The organism is Arachnia propionica (assembly GCF_037055325.1).
Taxonomy (GTDB): Bacteria; Actinomycetota; Actinomycetes; order Propionibacteriales; family Propionibacteriaceae; genus Arachnia.
Window position 1 is genome coordinate 2,561,447 of the sequence record NZ_CP146373.1, and the last position, 19,777, is coordinate 2,581,223.

Here is a 19,777-nt window from a genome sequence, read left to right on the forward strand (position 1 = left end):
ACCACGCGGGGGCCCGGGGAGCCCCCGCGTGGAACACCGATCAGCCCATGGCGAGCGCGTCCTCGACGTTGGAGATCATCTGCTGCCAGGTGGTCACGGGATCCTCCCCGCGGAGGATGCTGAGTTCGGCGGAACCCCAGTGACTCCAGACCGCATCCATGCCGGTGATGGCGGGCAGGGCCTGGCCGTTCTCACCGGCGGCCTCGAAGCCCTTGAGGACCGGGTCGGTGACGGCCGCCGCGGCGGACTTCAGCGCGGGCAGGCGCCCGCCCTTCTCCTGCAGGATCTTCTGCGCCTCGTCACCGGCCATGTAGTCGAGGAACTGGTTGGCCAGCAGCGCGTTCTTGGAGTGCGACGACAGGTAGACGCCCTGCACCCCGACGAATGGGGCGGCTGGCTGGCCACCCGCGGAGGGCACGGGAAGCACCGAGATGTCGAGCCCGGCCTTGGTGAACTCACCGGTCCACCAGGGTCCGGTGATGATGTAGGGGGACTTGCCGTCGAGGAAGGCCTGCTTGGCCTGATCCCCACCGATGGACTCGGACAGCACACCCTCGTCGGTGAGTTTCTTGATGTAGGCGGCGAACTTCTCGCCGGCCTCACCCTTCATGCCGATCTCGGTGGTGTCGGGTTTGAACAGCGGGGCACCGAAGGAGCTCTGCACCGGGTACAGGTGGTAGGCGTCTCCCTTGTCGCCCTGCTGGATCAGCACGGGGTGGCCCGGGGTGAGCTGCTTGCCCTGGGCGATGAGCTCGTCGAAGGTGGCCGGGGTGTCCTTGGCGAGGTTGTTGTTGCGCACCAGTGCGATGTTCTCCACCGCGTAGGGAACGCCGTAGAGGGTTCCGTCGCTGGTGAAGGCCTTCTTCGCGGCATCGGAGAAACCATCTGCCTTGTCGCCGAGTTCGACGGGCGCGACGACGCCGTTCTTGACCAAGCTGGCGATCCAGTCGTTGGCGCCGACGATCAGGTCGGGGCCGGCCCCGGAGGGGGCCTGGGCGATGAAGTCCGTCCGGACGTCATCGGTCGGTTTCTGCACCACCTCCAGTTTGACCCCGGTGGCCTTCTGAAAGGCTTCACCGATGGCGTTGAACCCCTCGATGCGGGTCTCGTCGGTCCACAGGGTGAGGGTTCCGGAGGCCTGGGAACCGCCGGAGGAACTGTTAGGGGTGGTGTTGCTTGCGGAGCCGCAGGCGGTCAGGGCGAAGACCAAGCCGGTGGCCGCCAGTGCGAGCAGGCGCTTGCTCATGTGGTTCTCCTGTTCTGCAGGGCCGGCTTCGACGCCGACCCATGGTTCTGCTACGCAGACGCTAACAAAATCTCTGCACGATTGCAGCAATTTTTCAGACAATTTTGGCCACAATTTGATAACGTCTCGCAGACAGACTGACCAACGGAGGTACGGATGAGCACGCGCCCACGGATGTCGGACCTGGCCGCTAGCGCCGGAGTGTCTGTCTCCACGGTCTCCCGGGTGCTCAACGGCAAACCGGGAATCCGGGAGAACACACGCCAAGCGGTACTTCAGGCCATGACCGAACTCGGTTACGACCGTGAAAAATTTCAGCAACGCACCGGCGTGGTGGGAGTGATCGTGCCGGAATTGTCGAACCCTTCCTTCCCCGCTTTCACGGAAAGCCTGGGGCAGCTGTTCCAGCCCCTCCACCGCACCGTGATCGTTGCAGCCGGCCCACTGGGCGCGGACGAACCCTCCTGCATCGCGACGCTCCTGGACCTGGGGGTCGACGGCGTGGTGTCCATATCAGGTGCCGCCGCCGACGCCGAGGCCGACCTCGCCCCCTACCTGCGACTGGCGGAGGCCGGGATCCCGACGATTTTCATCAACGGCCACACCACGGAACTCGCTGCGGCATTCGTGAACTGCTCGAGCGCAGAATCCATCGCCTCACCCGTCGCCCATCTGAGGTCGCTGGGGCACGAACGCATTGGGCTCGCCGTCGGCCCGGCCCGTTTCCTTCCCACCCGTCGCAAGTCGTCGGCTTTCCTGGACCTCGGTTTCGGCAAGGACAGCATCGAGCGCACCATCTTCACCCCAGAAGGTGGCCAGGTGGCGGCGGCCAAGTTGCTGGACGCGGGACATACCGCCATCATCTGCGGCTCCGATCTGATGGCCCTCGGGGTGATCCGCGAGGCCCATTCACGTGGACTCCGGGTCCCGGAGGACCTCTCCGTGATAGGTTTCGACGACTCCCCGCTGATGGCGTTCACCGAGCCAGCGCTGACCACCGTGCGCCAGCCCGTCCGCGCCATGTGCGAGGCGGCCGTCTCGGGGCTGGTGCGGGCAATGGACGGCAACACCCCCGACGGCACGGAGCTGGTTTTCCGGCCCGACCTGATCATCCGTCAATCGACAGGACCGAAAACATGACAAACACCCGCGAGTGGTGGCGCTCTGCCGTCATCTACCAGATATATCCCCGCTCCTTCGCCGACAGCGACGGCGACGGCTACGGCGACCTGCCGGGCGTGATCTCGAAACTCCCCTACCTCAAGGAACTGGGTGTGGACGCAGTGTGGCTGAGTCCGTTCTACCGCTCCCCGATGGCTGATGCCGGCTACGACGTCGCCGACTACCGCCAGGTCGATCCGTTGTTCGGGACCACCACGGATGCCCACCGCCTGATCGAGGAGGCCCATGCCCTGGGCCTGAGGGTGATCATCGACCTGGTGCCGAACCATACCTCGGATGCTCACGAGTGGTTCCAGGCGGCGATCGCAGCCGAACCTGGCGCCCCGGAACGACAGCGCTACCTGATTCGCGACGGCAGAGGTGCGGACGGTGAGCTGCCGCCGAACAACTGGCGGTCGCTGTTCGGGGGACAGGGGTGGTCACGACTGACGCGCCCCGACGGCACACCGGAGCAGTGGTACCTCCACTTGTTTGACGTCCACCAGCCCGATCTTGACTGGGGCTCCGACCTGGTCAAGGAGGGATTCGACGACATCCTGCGGCACTGGCTCGACCTGGGGGTCGACGGTTTCCGCGTGGACGTGGCGCACTCCCTCGTGAAGGCTGACGGCCTGCCCGACGCGGAGGAACACACCGAACAGGGAAACTTCAACCTGGGCCCGATGTGGGACCAGGACGGCGTGCACGACATCTACCGTCGCTGGCGCAGGGTGCTGGAGGAATACGACGGGGACCGGGTCCTGGTGGCCGAAGCGTGGGTTCCCTTCCCGGAGCGCCTGGCCCGCTACGTCCGCGAGGACGAGATGCACCAGGCGTTCAACTTCGACTTCCTGGCCTCCACATGGGACGCCGCCAGCTATCGCAGGGTGATTGCAGAGACGATGGCCTCGAACGCCGCCGTCGGCGCACCCACCACGTGGGTACTGAGCAACCACGACGTAGTCAGGCACGCCACCCGCCTGGCGCGCGAGGACACATCCGACACCGAGGGCATCTCCGCCAGCGATCCACAACCTGATGCCGCGCTGGGCATCAGACGAGGCCGCGCGGCGACGCTGATGATGCTGGCGCTGCCCGGATCGGCGTACCTGTACCAGGGTGAGGAGCTGGGACTGCCGGAGCACACCAGCGTCCCGGACGATCTGCGCCAGGATCCGATCTGGTTCCGTTCCGAAAGCGACCAGGTGGGGCGCGACGGCTGCCGCATCCCGTTGCCGTGGGTCGGCGACGCACCCGGCGCGGGTTTCTCCCCGACCGGTCGGACATGGTTGCCGCAACCGGATTCGTACGCCGCCTTGGCAGCCGACCGGCAGATCGGGGTGCCGGGTTCAACTTGGAGCATGTACCACGACGCCCTGCGGCTGCGCCGCGAATTCGGGCTGGGCGAGGGCAAACTCACCTGGGTGGAGACGGACGAGCACGTCGTCGCCTTCGACAACGCAGCGGTGCGGGTGATGGTCAACGTGGCGGGCGCCCCGGTTCCGCTACCGGATGGAGAGGTGCTGTTGGCCAGCACTGAGTTGTCGGGGGAACTTCCCACCGACGCCGCGGTGTGGCTCCGTCGCTACTGAGACACACCCGGCGTGCAGGACAGCTTTCGACGCGAGCTGGCCCTTCGCCACAGCCGGCTCCACCAGTTTCAGGAAGCACGAAGGGACTGGCCCACGTGGGCCAGTCCCTTCGTTCGGATTCTGTTCAGTGGTAGGGCAGGGCCAGGCGGGCGCGCACCTGGAAGCGTCCGTGGTAAACCGCACCCGATGGGTCGGCAGTGAAGATCCGGGAGGCCTCCTGCGTCTCCCCGAGCCGGCGCAGGATCTCCGAGAGGCGTTCTGCCTGCGCCGTCAGGGAATCGATCTGTTCCTCCAACGCCAGGATCCGCCGGATCCCCTCCAGATTGATTCCCTCGTTCTGACTCAGGTGTTGGATGTGGCGAAGCTTCGCGACATCCTTCAGCGAATAGCGACGCCCCCTTCCCCGTGATCGTTTCGGGACTACCAGCCCGAGCCGGTCGTAGCCGCGCAGGGTCTGTGGATGCATGTCCGCCAATTGTGCCGCCACCGAGACCGGGAACACTGGCACCTCGGGGTCGAAGGCCTGGGGCAGGTTCTTGCCCATGTCAGCCTCCGAACAGCGCGGCCCGCGGGTCTTCCTGACCGGCCTTCTCGGCGTACTCCAGCAGCGCATTCCTCGCGTCATCGCTGAGGTGTTCCGGCACCTTCACCTGGATGGTGACGAGCAGATCACCCATGGTGCCGTCATTCCTTCGCACCCCCTTGCCGCGCACCCTGAGGGTGCGACCGTTCGGGGTGTTCGGGGGCACACGCAGTTTCACCTTGGGCCCCTGCAACGTCGGGATCTGGATGTCGGCTCCCAGCGACGCCTCCGCGAAGGTGACGGGAACCTCGATGGTCAGGTTGTTGCCCTGCTGCCCGAACAGCTTGTGGGGGGCCACGTGCACGGTGACGTACAGGTCCCCCGCGGCGCCGCCGTTCTGGCCAGCCACACCCTTGCCCTTGATGCGGATCTTCTGCCCGTCGGTGACCCCTGCGGGGATCCGGACGTTGACGGTGTTGGTCGATTTCCCTCGCCCGGAACCATCACACGCTGCGCATGGATCGTCGACCAGCAGCCCGCGACCGCGACATTCGGTGCAGGGTTCGCTCATCGAGAACACCCCGCCCGACGTGGAGCTGCGCATCCCGGAACCCTCGCACCCAGGACACACCTTCGGCAACGTCCCGGGCTTCGCTCCCGTCCCACGACACGCGCTGCACGCATCATCGGACACGGTGCGCATCGCGACGGTGGTGCCCTCGACCGCCTGTTCGAAGGCCAGTTTCACCTCGCCCTCGATGTCTGCGCCGCGGCGCGGTCCCCGCTGGGAACCTCGCCGCGACCCGCCCGAGCCACCTCCAAAAAGGTTGCCGAACAGGTCACCGAAACCGCCCTGCGCCCCTCCCGCGTTGCGGAACAGGTCTTCGAAGCCGGTGTTCCCCCCGCCCGAACCGCTGCGCCCGAACCGTACCCCGGAGCCACCGAACAGGCTGCGCGCCTCGTCGTACTCCTTGCGCTTCTCCGGGTTGGAGAGGATCGTGTTGGCCTCGGAGGCCTCCTTGAAACGGGCCTCTGCGGTCTTGTCACCGGGGTTCGCGTCGGGATGGTTGTCCCGGGCGATCTTCCGGAAAGCCTTCTTGATCTCCTCGGCGCTGGCCTTCTTGTCCACGCCGAGAACCTTGTAGTAGTCCTTCTCTATCCAGTCCTTGGTGCTCACTCATCGCCTCTCATCTGCGGGGGCCGAGACCACAGCCTCGGCCCGTCCGCGATTCAGTCCTGCCTCGGATTGGCGACGGCGACACGCGCCGGCCGGATCACGCGGTCCTTCAGCTGGTAGCCCGGCTGGATGACCTGCGAGACCGTGGTCACGGTGACCTTCTCCTCGAGAGGCACCTCCATCAGAGCATCGTGATGGGTCGGGTCGAAGGGATCGCCGACAGCTCCGAAGACGACCAGGCCATGTTTGGCCGCCACCTTCTCGAACTCCTCGGCCACCATCTTGAATCCGCCGTCCAGTTCCCCATGGGACTTGGCCAGCTGGATCGCGTCGAGCACCGGCATCAGATCGGTCACGACGACCTCTATCCCCACCTGCCGGGCCAGCGCCCGATCGCGGTCCACGCGTTTCTTGTAGTTGACGTACTCGGCCTGGAGACGCTGCAGATCGGCGGTTCGCTCCGCTGCGACGGTCTCCCAGTCGCGCGTTTCCTCCGCCGCCTCGTCGCTCTCCATGCCTCGTCGGGCCTCGGTCGTCCCGGTGGCCTCGGCGGGAGCCGAGGCGGCTGATTCAACAACCGCCTCGGCCTGCGCCACTACCTCATCGGGGGTGGGCTGCTCGCTCACTTGGATTCCTCGTCATCCACGATCTCCGCATCGACGACATCATCCTGGGCATTGCCACCGGCCTGTTCGGTGGACCCTCCCTCGGAGGTCTGCTGCTGCGAGCCCTCGGCCTTGGCCTGGGCCGCGGCGTACATGGCCTGACCCATCGCGGCGGCCTTGGTGTTGAGGTCATCGATGGCGGCCTTGACCGCATCGTTGTCCTCGCCCTTCAGGGCCTCCTTCAGCTTGTCGACGGCCTCGACGACCGGAGCCTTGACCTCTTCGCCAATGCTGTCGGCGTTCTCGTTCAGCAGTTTCTCGGTGCGGAACACCAGGGCGTCGCCCTCGTTGCGCATGTCGACGCTCTCGCGGCGCTTGCGGTCCTCCTCGGCGTGGCTCTCGGCCTCGCGCACCATGCGGTCGATGTCCTCCTTGGCCAGCGCGGATCCGCCGGTGACGGTCATCGACTGCTCCTTGCCGGTTGCCAGATCCTTGGCGTGGACGTGGACGATGCCGTTGGCGTCGATGTCGAAGGTGACCTCGATCTGCGGAACCGACCGCGGTGCGGGCAGCAGACCGGTCAGTTCGAAGTTGCCGAGCGACTTGTTGTCGCGGGCAAACTCCCGCTCGCCCTGGTACACCTGAATCATCACGGAGGGCTGGTTGTCCTCGGCGGTGGTAAACACCTCAGAGCGCTTCGTGGGGATGGTGGTGTTGCGCTCGATGATCTTGGTCATCACACCGCCCTTGGTCTCGATGCCGAGGCTCAGCGGAGTGACGTCGAGCAGCAGCACGTCCTTGACCTCGCCCTTCAGCACGCCTGCCTGCAGGGAGGCGCCCAGCGCCACGACCTCGTCGGGGTTGACGCCCTTGTTGGGTTCCTTGCCACCGGTCAGTTCGCGCACGAGGTCCGCGACGGCGGGCATGCGGGTGGATCCACCCACCAGCAGCACCTGGTCGATCTTGTCGACGCTGGTGTTGGCGTCCTTGATGACGGTGTTGAACGGCGTGCGACAGCGATCCAGGAGATCCTGGGTCATCCGCTGGAATTCGGCGCGGGTCAGCTTCTCGTCGAGGTGCAGCGGACCAGCAGCCGAGGCGGTGATGTAGGGCAGGTTGATGGAGGTCTCGGAGGCCGAGGACAGCTCGATCTTGGCACGCTCGGCGGCCTCCTGGAGGCGCTGGCGGGCCATCTTGTCCTGGGAAAGGTCGACGCCGTGCTTGTTCTTGAACTGCGTCACCAACCACTCGACGATCTTGGCGTCCCAGTCGTCACCACCGAGCCGGTTGTCACCGTTGGTGGCCTTGACCTCAAAGACGCCATCGGCAATGTCGAGGAGGGAGACGTCGAAGGTGCCACCACCCAGGTCGAACACCAGGACGGTCTGCTCCGTTTCGCCCTTGTCGAGGCCGTAGGCCAAAGCGGCGGCAGTGGGCTCGTTGATGATGCGGTCCACGGTCAGGCCCGCGATCTCGCCGGCCTCCTTCGTGGCCTGGCGTTCGGCGTCGGAGAAGTAGGCGGGGACGGTGATCACGGCATTGGTGACAGCCTCACCCAGGTAGGCCTCGGCGTCCCGCTTCAGCTTCTGCAGGACGAAGGCCGAGATCTGCTGCGGGCGGTAGTCCTTGCCGTCGATGTCTACCTTCCAGTCCGTGCCCATGTGACGCTTGACGGAGCGGATGGTGCGGTCGGGGTTGGTGACCGCCTGACGCTTCGCCACCTCACCCACGAGAACCTCACCGGAGGGGGTGAAGGCGACCACGGACGGAGTGGTGCGGGCCCCCTCGGCGTTGGGGATGACGGTGGGCTCGCCACCCTCGAGGACAGCGACGACCGAGTTGGTGGTGCCGAGGTCGATGCCTACTGCACGTGCCATTTGGGGTATCTCCTGATTCGTTGTGCGGCTAGCGCGTGTTGCCAATCCCAAGCCCCTTGAGCGGGGCAGACTCAACTATGCCACACCAGCGAACCATGTCGCAACCCAAAGTTGAGCCTCAGGGACTCAACCCGGGTTCTGTCGGGGTTTTCCCGGGTCGCCCCTGCGCGAGACGCACAACACACTCGGCGTCCCGGATCATCGAAACGACGACACAACACCGGGGCGGTTCGACCCCTCTCACAGACGCCACGTCCTTCTTCTCCTATAGCTGTTCATGGCGCGACTCTTTCGCCTTTCCTCCCTTTCCTTCTTCAGGTACTCCTCCACCCGGATATTGAAGGTCCCCATGATGTGCCAGCCATTGATGATGACCGCACCGTTCGCTCCGTCGCCATCAGCTTCCGACTCAATGTCGATCGCCGACAAAATGTTGAGGCTCTGGTTGATGATCTGCACCCGCCACGGAACATACAGAATGAAAGTCCCCAATACGGACTTCAGATTCAGCTCAATCACCACACCTGGGGCCATGATGTCCTCGATGTGGATCGTGCTGCTGCCCATCACGACCCGACTTCGTATCGTCGACATGCTGGGACTCATGCGAACAGTCCCACGTCTCAAGACCAAGACCTCGTTGTACGGAGACACTTCGTCCGCGACAATGATTCTCTCCGGAGGCGAGTCGGCAGGTTTCTCCTTGCGCCACTTGTCACTGCCCGGCAGGTCCGAGATGAGGCCGGACAGGTCATCGACGTAGCGGGCCCTGAGGCAGAACTGCCGCCTGTCCTCAAACTCCTCATGACTGATCTGCCCCGCCGTGTAGGCAGCTTGAAGCATCTCGAGTACCTCACCACGCTCGAGATGACCAACGCGCATCGGGACCCGACGAGACCCCGCGGACAGATCTTCCACCATGCAAAGAAGCATACGGCCATCGCGGCTGCCCCGCCCCACTTTCCCGCAAGATCGCGGAAGATTTGAAGAATAGTCGATCCCATCCACACGATTTCATGTCATGGAGCCAAGGATTTCGATTCCTCCAGCCAAGCATCCCCAGAACCCGCCGGCCCGGAACCTTTTCCTGGCACTACGCTCATGTCATCTGCACACCATCCGCCAATCCGCGGCAATCACGTCGTTGGTCGTTGAATCAGCAGCAGCGACCATACACACTAAAGCTCGCGAAACTCGCAAGAAAACCGCACCCGATGAACAGAAAGTGGCCAGTAATGAATTTCCAACCGCCACATGCCGGCCTGCTGGCGTACAGCACCTACGGAAGCTGGGGCGTGCAACGCCCCGAGCACGGAACTCTGGGACGCTACAGCCCCGATATGACGAAACTGCTTCCCGATGGTCGCACCTTTGCGCTGACGCTACGCCTGGATCGCGCCGCCTATCAGCTCTACCGCGAACTCGGGGCCAATCACGAACAGGCGCTGCACAACTCTCTGCTGTGCCCGGCATGGGCCGGTCTCCACAACGCTCCCGGCCACGGCTCCTGGGAGATCGAACTCCAGGCCCCCGCGTCGGATCGGGTGGAGCTGGTCGCCATGCTGTGGCCGCAGAACGAGCGCGAATGGCCCCTCGGGGAGATCAACTTCATCGAAGGGCGTGTCGGAAGCGGTCAGACGCTGACCAACCTCCACTGGCCCAACCCCGACACCGGCGACCCGGATCACGCACCCGAGGAGATCCCTCTCGATGTCACCTACTGGCACCACTACCAGGTCGACATCGACCCGGGGCAGGTCCGCTGGTTTGTTGACGGTCGGCTCCGTCGCGAACTGCACACCCCGCACGCCCCACATAAGGTACCCGTGCACCTGACCATCCACGCGGGGGTCAACCCGGCCATCCTAGACGACTGGCATGACAACTTCGAGTGGGAACAGACCATCCTGTTCCGCCCCCTCCGGATGCCCCGGCTGCCACACGCCTGACGACTCGCTCCCGGATATCGGCACAGAGAAGGGGGCGCGGGGAGAGCTCTCCCCGCGCCCCCTCGCTTCTTTTACTTTCGCAGCAGCACGGATGTGCCACCCCAGAAGTTGAACCCCTTGATGATGAGTGTGCCGTTCGACCCGTCACCAGCTGCCTCGTTCGAGACATGCACCCCGGCCATGATGTTGACGCTGTGGTCAATGACCCGCACCCCCTCCGGCACATAGACGGTGTGGCCACCCATGATTGAACTCAGCGACAGCTCGATCTCCACACCGGGACCCACGACCGCCTCAGTACGAATCTCGTTGCCACCCCACAGGGCAAAACTGTTCACCGCCGGAGTTTTCGCATCCAGGTGGATCACCTTGCCGCTCATGAAGGCGAGCTCATTCCTGCCCGCAGCCCCCTGGGAGACGGCAGGGGCCGAGGAGAGGTTCGCTGGTCTCGTAACGGCATGGTGCCACCCCTCCCCTCCGGGCAGGTCAACGACGAGGGCAGACAGATCGCCGATGTATCGGGCCTTGAGACAAAGCTGTTGCCTCTCATCGAATTCCTCAAGGGTGAGCTGACCCTCGCCATAGGCGTTCTGGAGCACACCAAGCACCGCATCACGCTCGGCATCACCTATGCGCATCTGCACCCGGGGCGATTGTTGAGGCAGATTCTCCGACATGCTGCAAAGTCTACGGTCCACCGCGACCACCAGCAGGAGCGGAATCATCCGCTCCACAACCTCTCGCCCCGCCGAGGTCCCCAACCCATTTCCCAGAGGTACCCTGACGGGACCAACATCAGCTCCAATGTCACGGGCCAACATGCCCGCGACAGCCTCAGCGCCTCGTCACGGCGATGTTCACGGCCACGCCGCCCGCACACCTGAGTCCGACCGCCGCGCTGGCAATTGCACGCTTCACTCGGCAAGAAAACCGCGCTCACGACGAAACGAAGACGGCCCCGACTCGGCATTACGCCTTGTCAGGGGCCATTTCCAACCTTGAGCCGCCCACGGGAATCGAACCCGTGACCTACGCTTTACGAGAGCGTCGCTCTGCCTACTGAGCTAGGGCGGCAGCGGGAACACACTATAGCCGCCCTCATCGGCGGCGACGAAATCCGCTGCACGCCGCCCCGGAGCCGCAGACAACCGACCCAGGAACCACCCGAACGAGGCGCCACGCACACCTCTGCGGCGGTCACCCATCCCGCACACCCTGCAACAACAGGCGCCACCTTAAAGAAAACTAAATTTGTCTTTCGAGAATGCGAGGAGTGAGTTACCATTACTTCATGACCAATCCTGATCTGAGTTCCATCCTGGACGATCTGGCAGCCGGTCGCATCGACACCGCCGAGGCGAACCGGCGCATATCCGCTCTCAAGAACAAGACCGGTGACGCTTCCCGGTCCACTCAATCCGGCCCGAAACAGGAGGACACCCCGAAGGGCAAACCAGGGGGGCTGGCCCGGGTTTCGATCACCGCGGTCGGGCGACGCGTACGAATCGAGGGGGATTCATCGGTTGCCACCCTGTCCGTGGAGGGCCCACACGTGCTGCGTCGCAATGGCGAGGTGATGGAGGTCAGCTCCACCGGGGAGTTCGGCCCCAACCTGAGTGGCTTTTCCTTGATCCGTCCGCCCCGCAGTCTCGACGACCTCCGCGACATCGGCTTGGGCAAGGAGCTACTCGTCAAGGTCAACCCGAAGCTGATCATCGACGTCGAGGCCACCACGGGCGGCGTGCGCAGCACCGGCGTACCCCGTTTCGGACGCGTCCGGGTGACCGCCGGGGGCTGCCACCTGAGCGACGTCGTCGAGGTCTCCGACCTCCTCAGCCAGGCCGGGGGCGTCACCGTCGAGGGCCCGATCAGCCTGGGGCGTTCCCGGTTGAAGGTGGAGTCCGGGTCTCTGACCCTGATCCTCAAACCCGGCTCCAGCGTCACGGTGCACGCTGACGCGAAGTTCGGTCACATCCGCTGGCCCGAGGACAACGGTGGAGCCGATGAAGTGGTCTTCGGCAACGGTTCAGCCCGGTGCGACCTGACCGTCACGATGGGCCTGGCCACGGTGAAGAGTGAGGTACCCGCATGACCTCCGAGCTGTATCACGCCCCCGCCGACTGTCCCGTCTGCGGAGAGGACCTGATCATCATCCGGAAGGGCTGCACGCACTGCGGCTCCGAGCTGGCCGGCGAATTCGCGTCCTCCCCCTACGACCGTCTCGACGCCGCCGAACACGAGCTGCTTCGCGTTTTCCTTGCCTCCCGCGGCAATCTGCGTGAGGTGGAAAAGCACCTCCAGGTCTCTTACCCGACGGCACGCGCCCGGTTTGATGCACTACTGGTGAAGCTGGGTATGAATCCCGATGCCCAATCCGCTCCTCCACAACCCGATGACTCCGGGCCCGCCGGGCAAGGAGAAACGAAAACCGCCACCCCGCAGGAACAGATCCTGGCACGGGTGGCGGCCGGTGAGATCAGCGCCGAGGTGGCGGCCCAGCTGATCGCAGAACTGGAGTAGTTACGTCACGAGGCAACCTTCGTGATGGTCACCGAGATGGTACGGCCGTTGGGGGCCGCGTAGCTGACCTCGTCACCCACGCGATGACCAAGCACCGCGGCACCCAGCGGCGACTGCGGCGAGACGGCCTGGTCAACGGAGGAGTCGGTGCCGAGAATCTCCCTCGACCCGAGCAGGAAGGTCTCCGTGTCGTCATCATCGCCGAAGAACGCGACGGTGACGATGCGACCGGGGCTGACCTCCTCGGGGTCGCCCTGAGCCTCGCCCACCTGGGCGCTTCGCAGGAGATGTTCGAGCTGACGGATGCGCCCCTCCATCTGCCCCTGCTCCTCACGGGCGGCATGATAGCCGCCGTTCTCGGAGAGGTCGCCCTCCTCGCGGGCTGCGGCGATCCTGGCGGTCACCTCGGGGCGACCCACGGTCTTAAGGTGAGTGAGTTCAGCCTCGAGCTTGTCGTGGGCCTCCTGGGTGAGCCACACCGTTTCGGCTTTGGTTTCGGACATCCCGACATGCTAGCACCGGGGCTTCTAAACCCAAGGCGAGCTGAATTCGGCCGCTTCGCCCATGACCCGACAGAATGTCTTCCATGACCTCGCACCCCAAGGGCCCATTGCGCCTACTGCACGTGCACGCCCACCCCGATGATGAGTCGAGCAAGGGCGCTGCAACCACCGCCAAGTACGTGGCGGAGGGCGTGGAGGTCATGGTCGCGACCTGTACCGGCGGCGAACGCGGCGACATTCTCAACCCGGCCCTGGCCGGCGATCCCGAGATCCTCGAGAACCTGCCCGCCATCAGGGCAGCAGAGATGGCCCGCGCCCGCGAGATCCTGGGGATCAAGCAAGTGTGGTTGGGTTTCGTCGATTCCGGCCTGCCGGAGGGAGATCCCCCGCCACCACTGCCCGAGGGATGTTTCGCCCTGCAGGACGTCACGGAGGCAGCGGGGCGGCTGGTCAAGGTGATCCGCGACTTCCGTCCGCACGTCGTGACCACCTACGACGAACGCGGAGGCTACCCACATCCCGATCACATCCAATGCCACCGCATCACCGTCGAGGCGTTCACAGCGGCGGCGGATCCGTCTCTGTGGCCGGAACACGGCACCGCCTGGCAGGCGGCAAAGCTGTACTACCACATGAGTTTCCACCGGCGCAGGTTCGCGGCCCTGGACGCGCTGATGCACGAGCAGGGCCTCTCCCCCAGCCATCCCGCACCGGCCCGCGACGACGATCCGTTCTCGGATGGCCGCCTGACCACGTTCGTCAACTGTGCCCAGTACTTCGGTGTGCGAGACGAGGCGCTGCGGGCGCACGCCACGCAGATCGACCCTGATGGGCCCTGGTTCGCGGTGCCGCTTGCGATTCAGCAGGCGGGCTGGCCGACGGAGGACTACCAGCTGGTGGTCTCGAAGGTGCCGACGATGATCCCGGAGGATGACCTGTTCACCGGGTTGCGGGAGGTTCCTCTGGTACCGGAGTTCATCATCTGACCCTCACCCCGTCCGGCCCCCGCTCTCCGGGTTTGCTGGCCTTCTCGTAGGTTTGCTGGCGTTGTTCACGTTTGCCTGCGCTGTGAAGCCAGCGAACATCACTACGGCCAGCAAACCGACGGTAAGGCCAGCAAACCGCGCCAGCGGCGCCAGGGTCAGGCCCGCCGGGTGGCGGGGTCGCTGCCGTGGAGGAACTTCGCGGCGATGAAACCACCGATGGCACCACCGAGGTGTCCTTGCCACGAGACCCCCGACGCGCCGGGCAGCACGCCCAGCAGGATCGAGCCGTAGAAGAAGAACACGGCCACCGACAGCGCGATCTCCCAGAAGTTGCGGGTGAAAAAGCCTCGCACCAGCAGGTAGGCGAGGTATCCGAACACTAGGCCGGAGGCACCCAGGGTGATGGCGTTGGAGGGTGCGATCAGCCAGACGGTCAGCCCGGAGGTGACGACGGTGATGAGGGTGACCGCCAGCCAGCGTCCCGGACCCGCCAGCCAGGTGAGCAGGCCGAGGATCAGGAACGGCACCGAGTTGCTGATCAGGTGCGGAAAACCGAAGTGGAGCCACGGGGCTGTGAGGATGTGGGGCAGTGATCCAAGATTCCGGGCGATGATGCCGAGCCGATCCAGGGAATGGAAGGACGCGCTATCGATGATCTCCAGCACCCACATGAGCGCGAGTAGACCACCGACGACCACGACACCGGGCTTGACCCCTTCCAGGGAACGACGATCAGCAAAGCTCTGGGTGCTCATGCCTCCAGTGTGGCAGCATGTTCAAATTCTCCACGTCACATTATCCGTATGGATATTGCAGAACCGTCCCGCACATCGCCTCGGCGTGTGTCCGCGGGCGGGCGTTTCCCACCCACAAGATGGTTGAGCCGAGCTCACAGGTATCGAGTCGACACCATCCGGTAGCCGGATAGGGACGTGCGCACGATGCCATCTGGGGGCTCGCGGTATGGTGTCGACACAGGCAGTTCCTTCATCTGCGCCCGGCTCACCCGGCTTCGGGGAGGATGGTCCCGGATTCCGCGGAAGCCCTAAGCTTGACCCTCATGGCGAACCGACTCGCAGATTCCTCCAGTGACCATCTCCTCCAGTACGCCCATCATCCGGTGGACTGGTGGCCCTGGGGTCCTGAGGCCTTGGCGCACGCCGTGGAGACGGACAGGCCGATCCTGCTCAGCATCGGTTACGCATCGTGCCACTGGTGCCACGTGATGGGGAGTGAATCGTTCGAGAACCCGGAGGTCGCGGAGTTCATCAACACCCATTTCGTGCCGATCAAGGTGGATCGCGAGCAACATCCTGTCCTGGACCAGGTGTTCATGACGGCCACGCAACTGATGAACGAGGGCGCGGGCGGCTGGCCCCTGACGGCCTTCCTCACCCCAGAAGGACGCCCGTTCTTCACGGGCACCTATTTCCCACCCGAACCGCAACCGGGGCGCCCGTCATTCATGCAGGTCCTGCAGGCCCTGGCCGACACCTGGAAAAACAACCGGCCAACCCTGACCACGGGCGCGGACGTGGTGACCGGACATCTGGCGGCCCTCTCTGCGGCGCCCCTGACGGACGACGCTCCCGAGGTCCACGAGGCCGTCGAGACGATCGCCGCTGACTTCGACTTGATCCACGCCGGTTTCGGAACCGCCCCGAAGTTCCCATCCGCGACGACGCTGGATGCGCTGCTGGTGCGCGGCGACGCCCGCAGCCTGGAGCTGGCTCAACGCAGCCTGGAGGCGATGGCGCGCGGCGGCATCTGCGACCAGATCGGCGGGGGTTTCCACCGCTACGCCGTCGATCCGGGCTGGGTGGTGCCGCACTTCGAGAAGATGCTCGACGACAACGCCCTGCTGCTGGGCACCTACATCCGCGGCTGGCGCCGCACCGCCGACCACGACGAGGGACTGCGGGCGCTGCTGGAACGCACCGCCTACGGCATCGCCGGTTTCCTAGAACGGGAGCTGCGCGACGAGAACGGCGCTTTCATGGCGGGCCTGGATGCCGATTCCTGCGACATCCGCGGCGCCGTCTTCGAGGGCATCCACTACCTGTGGTCGCCGGAGCTGATCATCGACGCCCTGGGCGAGGAGGACGGCGACTGGGCCACCCGGGTTTTCCACGTCACCGCAGGCGGCACCTTCGGGGAGGGGCTCTCGACGTTGCAGCTGCGCGGCCGCCCCGATGTCGACAAGCTGGCGGAGGTCTCCGGGAAGCTCCTGGCCGAGCGGGGACGCCGGTTCCCGCCCGCCAAGGACCACCTGATCGTGACCTCGTGGAACGCCCTGGCGATCTCGTCGCTGGTCGCGGGCGCCCTGATCTGGAACGAGCCGCACTGGCTGGACCTGGCCCGGGACGCGGCCCGCTACCTGGTGGACACGCATCTGGTGGGCGGCAAGCTGCGACACTCGTCACGGGCGGGGCAGGTCGACGATTCGCTCGCGACCGCTGAGGACCACGGCACCTTGGCCGACGCCCTCGCCACGCTGGCCGGAGCAACGGGTGAGGCCACCTGGTTGCGTCACGCCGAGATCCTCTGCGACCGGGCGGTGGAGCTCTTCGGGGCCGACGACGGCGGCTTCTTCGACGCGGCGGCGGGCGAGTTGTTCGTGCACCCGCGTTCCCTGACCGACAACGTCACTCCGTCCGGGACGAGCGCTCTGGTGCGGGCGCTGCGACGGGTGGGATTGTTGGCAGAGCGTCCCGACCTGCTGGCGCGGGCCGACGAGGCAGCCACCACCACATGGGCGACCGTGGCGGAGAACCCCCGGTTCGCGGGCTCCGCCCTGGAGGACCTGATGATCGCCGACGAGGCCCGCCGCGGCCTGAAACCTGCGATGGTCGTCGTCGCCTCCGACGATCCGTTCGACGAGCTGGCTCGCGCTTCCTGGCGGCTGGCGCCGGCGGGGTCGGTGATCCTGACCGCCCCGGCGAGCACACAAGGTTTCGGATCCTGGCTGGAGGGCCGCGAGAAACGGGCCGTGTACGTGTGCCGCGGACAACGCTGCTTCGACCCAGTGACCGACTACACCGAGCTGAAAACCCCCCTCTGGCATCGGACATGACCCAGTCTCCTTCCCCTGGCGGCCAGGAAGCACACGAGGGAATGAACCTGAACCGCACCGTGGCAAGCCTGCTGGGTTCCCTCGTGGTCTGGGGTGCCGTGGCGGGGGTCTGTGTGTGGTTCCTCGACTACCGGGGCCTGTTCCTCGGGGGGTATGAGCTCGTCACGTTTCGGCACGCTCAGCTCGGGCTCGCAGCCTTCTCAGGGTGGCGGGCACTCGAGGCCCTCCGTGAACTGCTGATGCCTCCCGAGGTGGATTCACCGATCCGACGCTGGACACGGTGGATCCCCCTCACCTGGCTGAGCCTCCTGATGTGTCTCGCATCCTTGCTGGCGATGCTTCACTTCCCCGAGGCTTTGGTGGCGGCCAGCTGGTTACGTCCGACCAACAGCTATAAATCCCACCCCTTGCTGCCGCCCTTCTTCATGCCTGTGATTGAACTGACCATCGGCTCGCTCGGTTTGGTCTGGATCTGGAGTTGCACCTTCGGCATCAACCGGCCCGTGGCGACGCCTCGACGCGTCATGAAGAAAGAGGAAAGGCTCAGGGATTTCCTTGTCACCTCGCAGAAGGTCCGTTTCGCGGCTGCCACGATGATCGCGGGCGCCGTCGCCCTGGGAGCCACCCTGCTCGGACCGGTGGCGAGGTCTGCGGGACCGTCGGCGAGCCTGTCGGCGCCCTGGCCTGCGAGCATGTGGGTTCTGGGAGGCGCGGGCATCGCGGCAATGCTGGCCTCGGCGATGTGGTTCTTCTGCCGCACCCGGCAAGGACATGATCCCTATCTGGTGGTGACGTGGGTCGATTACTTCGCCATCATCGCGGCGATCGCATCACTGCTTACGGTATTCACGCTCCTGCCGGAGGCGTGGCGCCTTTTTCCGCTCACCCATGTCTAACGGTGTGCGGTCACGAAACGTCTCGCTGCACCCTGGCGCGTGATTGCGGATACGTCACCGATCATCTGCCGGTGGCGTCGCCCTCCCACGCTGGATGGGTCACGCCCTGGCTGGCGCTGCCACCACAGGAATCGCATGCCCGGTTCAGAACACCGCCAGTCCAATGGCAACCCCGTGACAGATCGCAGCCGCGATGGTGCAGGCGTGGAAGACCTCGTGGAATCCGAAGAGGCGAGGGTTGAGACGCGGGCGACGGGTGCCGTAGGCCAGCGCCCCGAGCGAGTAGACCAGGCCGCCGGCACACATCAACAGCACCACCGCTGGGCCTCCCGCGGTCCAGAACTCACCCAACCAGCCGAGGGCCGCCCACCCCATCGCCACGTAGAGCAGCGTGTACAGCCAGCGCGGCGCACCCACCCAGCAGATTCTGAAGACGATCCCGAAAGCCGCGATCCCCCAGATCAACCCCAGCAGCACCCAGCGGGATCCACCGTCGAGGAGGGTGAGGGTCAGCGGGGTGTAGGTACCGGCGATGAAAACGAAGATGTTGGAGTGGTCGAGACGACGAAACACCGCCATCGTCGGCTCGTTCCAGTTGCCGCGGTGATAGGCAGCCGAGGTGCCAAACAGCTGTACCCCACTCAGGGTCCACACGGCGCAGCCGATCCGCCCGGGAAGGGTTGGGGCCAGGGCCGTCAGCACCAGGCCAGCGATCAGCAGGGCGGGCGCGAAGCCCAGGTGCAACCAGCCCCGCATGAGGGGCTTGCGGGGCCACTGTCCGCCGTCACTCACGACGGCGACGCCTTCTTCGGGCTTGTCGACTACAGCAATCATCACACATCTACGCTTCCGCAACTTACGCCTCCGTAGGTTACTCCCGGAGGGCGCGGAAACCAATCCTCACACCCCGACTGGACCGGTTGCGGAGGGTGGGTCTCGCTAGAGTGACGCCATGGCACGCCCCCTCAAAGAACTCATCGCCCCCGACTGGGCCGAGGCCCTAACCGACGTGGAGGACCAGATCCACGCCATGGGAGATTTCCTCCGCCAGGAGCTCGCGGAGGGACGCAGCTACCTGCCTGCCGGCGACAACGTGTTGCGCGCTTTCAGCCGGCCGCTGGCCGATGTGCGGGTGCTGATCGTCGGGCAGGACCCATACCCGACCCCGGGGCATGCGGTTGGTCTGTCGTTCTCCGTCGCCGCGGATGTGCGCCCCATTCCTCGTAGCCTGCAGAACATCTACCAGGAACTCAACGACGACCTCGGTATCCCACCCGCCCCGCACGGCGACCTGAGCGCCTGGTTCGAGCAGGGCGTTTTGCTGCTGAACCGAGTGCTGACCGTCTCCCCCGGCAAGGCGGGATCGCACCGCGGCAAGGGCTGGGAGGCCGTCACCACCGCCGCCATCACTGCCCTCGCGGAGCGCGGCGGGCCGTTGGTGGCGATCCTGTGGGGTCGCGACGCGCAGTCCACCCGTTCCCTGCTGGGCCAGACCCCTGTCATCGCCAGCGCCCACCCATCGCCGCTGTCGGCGCGCAACGGGTTCTTCGGGTCGAAACCGTTCAGCCGCGCGAACAAGGCCCTCGTGTCGCAGGGTGCCGAGCCCATCAACTGGGACCTCAACAACACCTGAGAATCGGTTTCGGCGCATCTCAACCGGTTCCACGGC

General features: G+C 65.4%; 20 protein-coding genes and 1 tRNA gene. 9 read left to right on the plus strand and 12 right to left on the minus strand.

The window, feature by feature from the left end; all coding sequences use genetic code 11:
* Positions 1-40 precede the first annotated feature (40 nt).
* Complete coding sequence (locus V7R84_RS11840; RefSeq protein ID WP_338569271.1) at positions 41-1,246, minus strand: maltose ABC transporter substrate-binding protein; 1,206 nt, start codon at positions 1,244-1,246, stop codon at positions 41-43.
* Between the two features lie 156 nt (positions 1,247-1,402).
* Between V7R84_RS11840 and V7R84_RS11845 the strand changes: the two genes are divergently transcribed.
* The gene (locus V7R84_RS11845) at positions 1,403-2,386 is read left to right on the plus strand and encodes a LacI family DNA-binding transcriptional regulator (RefSeq protein WP_338569273.1); all 984 of its coding nucleotides are present in this window, start codon (positions 1,403-1,405) and stop codon (positions 2,384-2,386) included.
* Complete coding sequence (locus V7R84_RS11850; RefSeq protein ID WP_338569276.1) at positions 2,383-3,999, plus strand: glycoside hydrolase family 13 protein; 1,617 nt, start codon at positions 2,383-2,385, stop codon at positions 3,997-3,999. Before V7R84_RS11845 ends, V7R84_RS11850 begins: the two co-directional genes overlap by 4 nt.
* A gap of 124 nt (positions 4,000-4,123) precedes the next feature.
* On the opposite strand, the gene V7R84_RS11855 is transcribed toward V7R84_RS11850, so the two are convergent.
* The 5 genes from V7R84_RS11855 to V7R84_RS11875 all read right to left on the minus strand — a co-directional run bounded on the left by V7R84_RS11855 (position 4,124) and on the right by V7R84_RS11875 (position 9,102).
* Entirely contained in the window at positions 4,124-4,543 is a 420-nt protein-coding gene (locus tag V7R84_RS11855) for a heat shock protein transcriptional repressor HspR (RefSeq protein WP_338569278.1), read from the minus strand.
* A 1-nt stretch (position 4,544) separates the two neighbouring features.
* The gene (gene dnaJ / locus V7R84_RS11860; protein ID WP_338569280.1) at positions 4,545-5,699 is read right to left on the minus strand and encodes a molecular chaperone DnaJ; all 1,155 of its coding nucleotides are present in this window, start codon (positions 5,697-5,699) and stop codon (positions 4,545-4,547) included.
* Positions 5,700-5,752: 53 nt separating this feature from the next.
* On the minus strand, positions 5,753-6,325 hold the full coding sequence (gene grpE / locus V7R84_RS11865; protein ID WP_338569281.1) for a nucleotide exchange factor GrpE: 573 nt from the start codon (positions 6,323-6,325) through the stop codon (positions 5,753-5,755).
* Positions 6,322-8,181 (minus strand): molecular chaperone DnaK, encoded by a 1,860-nt coding sequence (gene dnaK, locus V7R84_RS11870; RefSeq protein ID WP_338569283.1) that lies wholly within the window; start codon positions 8,179-8,181, stop codon positions 6,322-6,324. The genes grpE and dnaK overlap by 4 nt, the downstream gene beginning before the upstream one ends.
* A gap of 240 nt (positions 8,182-8,421) precedes the next feature.
* The gene (locus tag V7R84_RS11875; protein WP_338569285.1) at positions 8,422-9,102 is read right to left on the minus strand and encodes a DUF1707 domain-containing protein; all 681 of its coding nucleotides are present in this window, start codon (positions 9,100-9,102) and stop codon (positions 8,422-8,424) included.
* A 314-nt stretch (positions 9,103-9,416) separates the two neighbouring features.
* Here V7R84_RS11875 and V7R84_RS11880 point away from each other — a divergent pair, with 314 nt between their 5' ends.
* The gene (locus V7R84_RS11880; RefSeq protein WP_338569286.1) at positions 9,417-10,130 is read left to right on the plus strand and encodes a glycoside hydrolase family 16 protein; all 714 of its coding nucleotides are present in this window, start codon (positions 9,417-9,419) and stop codon (positions 10,128-10,130) included.
* Positions 10,131-10,201: 71 nt separating this feature from the next.
* Here V7R84_RS11880 and V7R84_RS11885 read toward each other — a convergent pair whose 3' ends face one another.
* The 3 genes from V7R84_RS11885 to V7R84_RS11895 all read right to left on the minus strand — a co-directional run bounded on the left by V7R84_RS11885 (position 10,202) and on the right by V7R84_RS11895 (position 11,335).
* A complete protein-coding gene (locus V7R84_RS11885) occupies positions 10,202-10,807 on the minus strand; it encodes a DUF1707 domain-containing protein (RefSeq protein ID WP_338569288.1) in 606 nt (201 codons plus the stop codon).
* 324 nt (positions 10,808-11,131) lie between these two features.
* Positions 11,132-11,204, minus strand: a tRNA-Thr gene (locus V7R84_RS11890).
* Positions 11,195-11,335 carry a hypothetical protein gene (locus V7R84_RS11895; protein ID WP_338569291.1) on the minus strand — a complete coding sequence of 47 codons (141 nt, stop codon included), beginning with the start codon at positions 11,333-11,335 and terminating at the stop codon, positions 11,195-11,197. Before V7R84_RS11895 ends, V7R84_RS11890 begins: the two co-directional genes overlap by 10 nt.
* Positions 11,336-11,421: 86 nt before the next feature.
* Between V7R84_RS11895 and V7R84_RS11900 the strand changes: the two genes are divergently transcribed.
* Positions 11,422-12,222, plus strand: coding sequence for a hypothetical protein (locus V7R84_RS11900; protein ID WP_338569293.1), 801 nt, complete (start codon positions 11,422-11,424; stop codon positions 12,220-12,222).
* The gene (locus tag V7R84_RS11905; protein ID WP_338569296.1) at positions 12,219-12,650 is read left to right on the plus strand and encodes a DUF2089 domain-containing protein; all 432 of its coding nucleotides are present in this window, start codon (positions 12,219-12,221) and stop codon (positions 12,648-12,650) included. Before V7R84_RS11900 ends, V7R84_RS11905 begins: the two co-directional genes overlap by 4 nt.
* Positions 12,651-12,655: 5 nt before the next feature.
* Here the strand turns inward: V7R84_RS11905 and greA are convergent, their stop codons facing one another.
* Positions 12,656-13,153, minus strand: a complete 498-nt coding sequence (gene greA, locus V7R84_RS11910; protein ID WP_338569298.1) for a transcription elongation factor GreA — start codon at positions 13,151-13,153, stop codon at positions 12,656-12,658.
* A gap of 74 nt (positions 13,154-13,227) precedes the next feature.
* Between greA and mca the strand changes: the two genes are divergently transcribed.
* Complete coding sequence (gene mca / locus V7R84_RS11915; protein WP_338569300.1) at positions 13,228-14,139, plus strand: mycothiol conjugate amidase Mca; 912 nt, start codon at positions 13,228-13,230, stop codon at positions 14,137-14,139.
* Positions 14,140-14,294: 155 nt separating this feature from the next.
* On the opposite strand, the gene V7R84_RS11920 is transcribed toward mca, so the two are convergent.
* Positions 14,295-14,810, minus strand: coding sequence for a rhomboid family intramembrane serine protease (locus tag V7R84_RS11920; RefSeq protein ID WP_412728122.1), 516 nt, complete (start codon positions 14,808-14,810; stop codon positions 14,295-14,297).
* Between the two features lie 389 nt (positions 14,811-15,199).
* Here V7R84_RS11920 and V7R84_RS11925 point away from each other — a divergent pair, with 389 nt between their 5' ends.
* A complete protein-coding gene (locus V7R84_RS11925) occupies positions 15,200-17,212 on the plus strand; it encodes a thioredoxin domain-containing protein (RefSeq protein WP_338569306.1) in 2,013 nt (670 codons plus the stop codon).
* Entirely contained in the window at positions 17,209-18,108 is a 900-nt protein-coding gene (locus V7R84_RS11930) for a hypothetical protein (RefSeq protein ID WP_338569309.1), read from the plus strand. The genes V7R84_RS11925 and V7R84_RS11930 overlap by 4 nt, the downstream gene beginning before the upstream one ends.
* 144 nt (positions 18,109-18,252) lie before the next feature.
* Here V7R84_RS11930 and trhA read toward each other — a convergent pair whose 3' ends face one another.
* Positions 18,253-18,864: a PAQR family membrane homeostasis protein TrhA gene (gene trhA, locus V7R84_RS11935; protein ID WP_338573903.1), complete on the minus strand. Its 612-nt coding sequence runs from the start codon at positions 18,862-18,864 to the stop codon at positions 18,253-18,255.
* Between the two features lie 196 nt (positions 18,865-19,060).
* Between trhA and V7R84_RS11940 the strand changes: the two genes are divergently transcribed.
* Positions 19,061-19,741: a uracil-DNA glycosylase gene (locus tag V7R84_RS11940; protein WP_338569312.1), complete on the plus strand. Its 681-nt coding sequence runs from the start codon at positions 19,061-19,063 to the stop codon at positions 19,739-19,741.
* Positions 19,742-19,777: the final 36 nt, after the last annotated feature.